The organism is Prosthecobacter sp., from assembly GCF_029946185.1.
Classification (GTDB): Bacteria; Verrucomicrobiota; Verrucomicrobiia; order Verrucomicrobiales; family Verrucomicrobiaceae; genus Prosthecobacter.
The window spans coordinates 1-4,884 of record NZ_JAQSEA010000098.1 but is presented as its reverse complement, the minus strand read 5'-3'; the positions used below and the strand labels follow the sequence as shown (position 1 = coordinate 4,884).

Below are 4,884 nucleotides of genomic sequence, written 5' to 3'. Positions count from 1 at the left end.
TGCGGGAGGTTGTGCGGGCGCGGCTAGGTTTCTTCGGCGCGGCCGATTTCCCAGGCTTGGTCGTTGTCGGCGGGTAATTCGGCGATGTCTTTTTCGAAGAGCTGGGTGAGCGCGACGCGGCGCTCACGCACGATGCTGGCGTAGGCGTCTTCGTCTTCATGGACGGGTATGAGGAGGTGGAAGGTCTGGTCATCGTAACGCCGCCAGCGGCGGGCGGCACGCTCGGTGGCGTAGGCGGGCTTGCCGAGGGCACGGAGGGCGCGAACGGCGAGATCCTGTGCGCTGCCCATCTGCTCATGTACGGCGTCTTCGGCGGCGAGCCCGAGGCGCATGAGTTCAACGCGGTGATCGTAATCGTGGGCGCGCGCCAGGATGCGGAGTTTTGGGAATCTCTCGCGTACGTCTGCGATGAGCTGTGCGACTTTGGCCTGATCTGCGAGGGCGATGATGAGCATGCAGGCCTGCTCAATGCCGGCGGCGTGGAGGAGATCGAGGCGGGTGGCGTCGCCGTAGAAGACTTTGAAGCCGAATTTGCGGAGCATTTCTACGTGATCGGGATCGCTTTCCAGGACGGTGACTTTGACGCCCTGGGACATCATGATGCGACCGACGAAATTGCCGAAGCGGCCGAAGCCGGCGAGGATGACGGGTGCGTGTTCGTCGATGGGATCGGGTGCGCGCTGCGCCTTACTCACTGCGGTGTAGCGGGGGGCGATCAAGCGTTCGTAAATGATGAAGAGGAGCGGCGCGATGGCCATCGAGAGGGCGACCACGGCCACGAGGAGCTTGGCGGTTTCGGCACCGAGGATGTTCTGCTGCATGGCCATGGAGAGGAGCGCGAAGGCGAACTCACCGCCCTGCGCAAGTGCGAGTGCAAGAAGCCAGCGGTGGCTGCCGCAAATTTTGAGCAGGGTGGCGATGACAAAAATCACCGCAGCCTTCAAGGCGATCAATCCCGCCACGAGTGCTGCAACGAGGAGTGGCTTGCCGGCGATAACGGTGAAGTCAAGCGAGGCACCGACGGCGAGGAAGAAGAGGCCGAGGAGGAGGCCTTTGAAGGGCTCAAGGTTGCTTTCCAGTTCATGGCGGTAGTGACTGCCCGCGAGGACGACACCCGCGACGAAGGCGCCGAGGGCTGGTGACAGGCCGACCTGCGTCATCAGCAGGGCGACACCGACGATGAGGAGGAGAGCGGCGGCGGTGAGGAGTTCACGCAGTCCGGTTTTCGCCAGAATCGCAAAGCCGCGTGGCACTAAGAACTGGCCGGCGATGACGATTGCGACCACGGCCCCCAGCGTAACGAGTGGCTGCGCCCAATGGGGCAAGTCATGGAGCCAGCCATCGTGAACTACTTTGGTGCCGCTCGCGGCGAGGAGCGGGAACACGGCGAGCATGGGGATGACGGAGATGTCTTGAAACAGCAGCACGGCGAACGAATCGCTGCCGCCGTCGGTGCGCATGAGAGCTTTTTCTTGAAGCGTCTGAATCACAATGGCGGTGGAAGAGAGCGCCAAAATCATGCCGATGGCGATGGAGGGTTTGGTTTCCAAGCCGCAGGCCATGGCGATGCCCATGACCGCAAGGATGGTCAGCGAGACCTGCAGACCACCGAGGCCAAAGATGGGGCCGCGCATGCGCCACAGGCGGGAAGGCTCGAGTTCGAGGCCGATCATGAAGAGCATGATGACGACGCCGAATTCGGCGAAGTGCATGGCTTCCTCGCCCTGTGCCCCCCCGACCCAGCCGAGGGCGAAGGGGCCGATGATAGCGCCGCCGATGAGGTAGCCGAGGACGCTGCCGAGACCGAGGCGATGCGCGATGGGCACCAGCAGCACAGCGGCTCCAAGGTAGATGAAGGCAGAGAGGAAAAAATGCGGTGCGTGCATGGGTTACGCAGGAATGAGGTCGTTGATCTTGTGCGCCGCTGCCGCCTCCTCAAGCGGCAGTATTTCATCCCGCAGGGCGGAGAGCAGTCTGGCATACCTTTGCGCCAGCGGCTGGATGCTCGCGGCACTCGCAAACTGATTCGCGCTGTAAACGATGTGCGGTGCCAGGTAGCGCAGGCCGCAGAGAGAGGCGGTCTGATCAAACGGCGCGAGGAGCTGGCGGATGGTGAAGCGGTTGCGACCCTGCGAGCAGTAGATCTCTTCGGAGCCGCCGGCGCTGATGGCCTGCAGGAGGATCTTGCCTTGCAGGGCGATGCCCCCTTCCCCGTAGGCCCAGCCATAGGTCAGTACGAGATCGAGATATTCCTTCACCAAAGAAGGTGCGCTGTACCAGTAGAAGGGGTGCTGCAGGACGATGACATCGTGCTCCTTGAGCAGCTTTTGCTCCTCTTCGACATCGATGAGGAAATCGGGATAGAGTTCGTAGAGGTCGCGAAAGGTCACGCCGTCCACTTCACGCGCGGCTGCTGCGAGCCGGCGATTGATGCGCGACTTGTGAGGGGCAGGATGGGCGTAGAGGACGAGGACGGAGGGCATTGTGCGGGGACACTTGGATCAAAGCAGAGATGACGCCAAATGAAATGGGATTGCGGATGGTTGGGAAGAGGGAGGCGGAGGGGGATGATCAACGATTTTGCGGAGGGGCGCGATGGGTGGCCAGGACCTTTTCCGGACCGGCTGAAGCTGGGACTACAGTACGAAGAAATGCGGACCCGACGCGGATGGGGTTGGCGGGGTGACGGTGTTTGCGGAGCGGATGGGTCGAGGACGAGTTCGAGTAGGAGGACGAGGACGATTGGGGGAGCGAAGCTGTGGGATGGCTTGCAGGATGATGCGCGCGACGGAGCAGTGATTGGGCTAGCGACCACGAGCTAGCCAGACACCCAGGACGGCGATGGCCATGCCGATGAGGGAGAGGCCGGTGAGGGTCTCGCCGAAGATGGCCCAGGCCATGAGGGCGGTGACGGCGGGGACGGTGTAAAAGAGACTGGCGACATTCACGGCGGTGCCGCTGCGGATGAGGTGATTGAGGAGGCTGATGGCACCGATGGAGAGGACGAGGGCCACCCAGAGAAGTGCGAAGACGAACTGGCCGCTCCACTGGATCTGCATCGTTTCTGTGGTGAAGGCGAGGACGGCGGTGATGAGCAGGCTGGCGGCGTACTGGACCACGGTGCTGGTGCGGAGGTCGAAGGCGGGGCAATGACGCTTCTGCCACATGGTGCCGACGGTGATGCCGACCAGGGCGGCAACGGCGGGCAGTGTCATGGCAAAGGTGAGTCCGCTGCCGGTTTTGTGAGCGACGACGAGAATGGTGCCGAGAAAGCCGAGCGCGAGGCCTGACCACTGGCGGGGCAGGACGCGCTCGCCGAGGGCCATGCCTGCGAAGGCGGCGGTGAAGAGGGGCTGGAGTGAGACGATCAAACTCAGGATGCCGGCGGGAAGGCCGAGGCGCAGGGACCAGACGCAGCCGCTGAGGTAGAGGGCGTGGATCATGAGGCCTGCGAAGGCGACGTGTGCGACCTGTGCTTTTCCTTTGGGCCAGGGGGCGCGGGTGAGGAGGGCGATGGGGATCAATATCGCGAGGACGATGCAGTAGCGCAGCGTCAGGAAGGTGAAGGGCTCGGCGTAGGGGACGCCGAGCTTTGAGCCGATGAAGCCGCTGCTCCAGAGGAGGACGAAGAGCCAGGGGATGGCGGCGGTCCAGCGGGAGGTGTGAGATTGGACGGGCACTCGGTTAGGGCAATTGAGCGTGGGCTTTGGATCTGAGGCGTTGTCTGACCGCGCCATCCATGCGGCGGTGTTCAGCGTAGGCGCTGCTGGTGGGCATGGGGTGTGGAGGGGTGCTGGGTTTGCTTCCCGATGACTGGCGCAGGTACCAGGGTAGCCTCGCTGAGGCTCGGCAACCCTTCGCTATGATACGCAGCCCCTTTGGGGCTGAGGAGGCGGCTTCAGCGCGAACGGAACGTCTGCTTAATCGGGGGTCATTCATGCCTGATGTGAATGGCACGCGGTTAAGGTCACGCGTCGCGAAACAGAGAGCCTGAGGTAGAAAAACTCCAGAAGCGGGGATTTCCAGTTCGCAGGAGGTGGCTCGCACAGAGAGAGGGGTAATCCGCGCTGTGTCTGGCAAGCAGGATGACACGCTGGAGGCTGGGAGGCTGAGGAGACGTGCGGAGGCCTGGGTGCATGCGGAGTGCTGCGGACTGGAAGTCCGCGCGCCGGGGCGCTTTGGTCTGCGCCGCTTCATGTCGTGATGCATACGCTTATCTGAACGCCCTTCATGTCTAATGTCTTATTCATCGAGCTGCTGAATTCGCGCGAGATGGCGGCCGCCTTCGAAGGGGGTGGTGAGGAAGATGTCCACGATTTGGAGGGCGGTGGGGAGATCCATCATGCGCTGGCCGAGGGAGAGGACGTTGGCGTCGTTGTGGAGGCGGGTGAGGCGGGCGGATCGAGATTCCAGCATAGGCCGCAGCGGACGCCGCGGACGCGGTTGGCGGTGATGGCTTCGCCATTGCCAGAGCCGCCGAGGACGATGCCGCGCTCGAAGGTGCCTGCGGCGACGGCTTCGGCGACGGGGCGGATGAAGCGGGGGTAATCGACGGGGGCTTCGGAGTGGGTGCCGAAGTCTTCGACTTCATGGCCTGCGGCGCGGAGGTGCTGGAGGATGGCCTGCTTGTAGAGATAGCCGGCGTGATCGGAGCCGATGGCGATTTTCATGAAGTGTGAGGGGTGAATTGAGAGGTGATCGTGTAGCGGGAGCGCTGGGCTCATCCCGACGGAGCGAGATGGCTACTGTACGGAGCCGATGGCGATTTTCATGGTGTTATAGCGGTTCGCAAAACTCATTTCCATTTAGCAGGCTGTTTCTTGCTAGCAGATCATGGGCTTCGACGGCGGCTGGCTGAGGACAGCCAGCCCTACCTTCGCTGGG

At 62.9% G+C, this 4,884-nt stretch carries 3 protein-coding genes and 1 pseudogene; all 4 read right to left on the bottom strand.

Features of this window, described 5'->3' with window-relative positions:
* Positions 1-23 precede the first annotated feature (23 nt).
* A complete protein-coding gene (locus PSV43_RS07575) occupies positions 24-1,886 on the bottom strand; it encodes a monovalent cation:proton antiporter-2 (CPA2) family protein (RefSeq protein WP_300195165.1) in 1,863 nt (620 codons plus the stop codon).
* A 3-nt stretch (positions 1,887-1,889) separates the two neighbouring features.
* Complete coding sequence (locus PSV43_RS07570; RefSeq protein WP_300195163.1) at positions 1,890-2,483, bottom strand: NAD(P)H-dependent oxidoreductase; 594 nt, start codon at positions 2,481-2,483, stop codon at positions 1,890-1,892.
* A 321-nt stretch (positions 2,484-2,804) separates the two neighbouring features.
* On the bottom strand, positions 2,805-3,680 hold the full coding sequence (locus tag PSV43_RS07565; RefSeq protein WP_300195161.1) for a DMT family transporter: 876 nt from the start codon (positions 3,678-3,680) through the stop codon (positions 2,805-2,807).
* A 562-nt stretch (positions 3,681-4,242) separates the two neighbouring features.
* A pseudogene (gene rpiB, locus PSV43_RS07560) lies at positions 4,243-4,670 on the bottom strand (ribose 5-phosphate isomerase B).
* Positions 4,671-4,884 lie beyond the last annotated feature (214 nt).

What these genes read in the sequence shown, in the direction of transcription:
- PSV43_RS07575 (WP_300195165.1), bottom strand. Translation starts at nt 1,886, where the DNA reads ATGCACGCACCGCATTTTTTCCTCTCTGCCTTCATCTACCTTGGAGCC.
- PSV43_RS07570 (WP_300195163.1), bottom strand. Translation starts at nt 2,483, where the DNA reads ATGCCCTCCGTCCTCGTCCTCTACGCCCATCCTGCCCCTCACAAGTCG.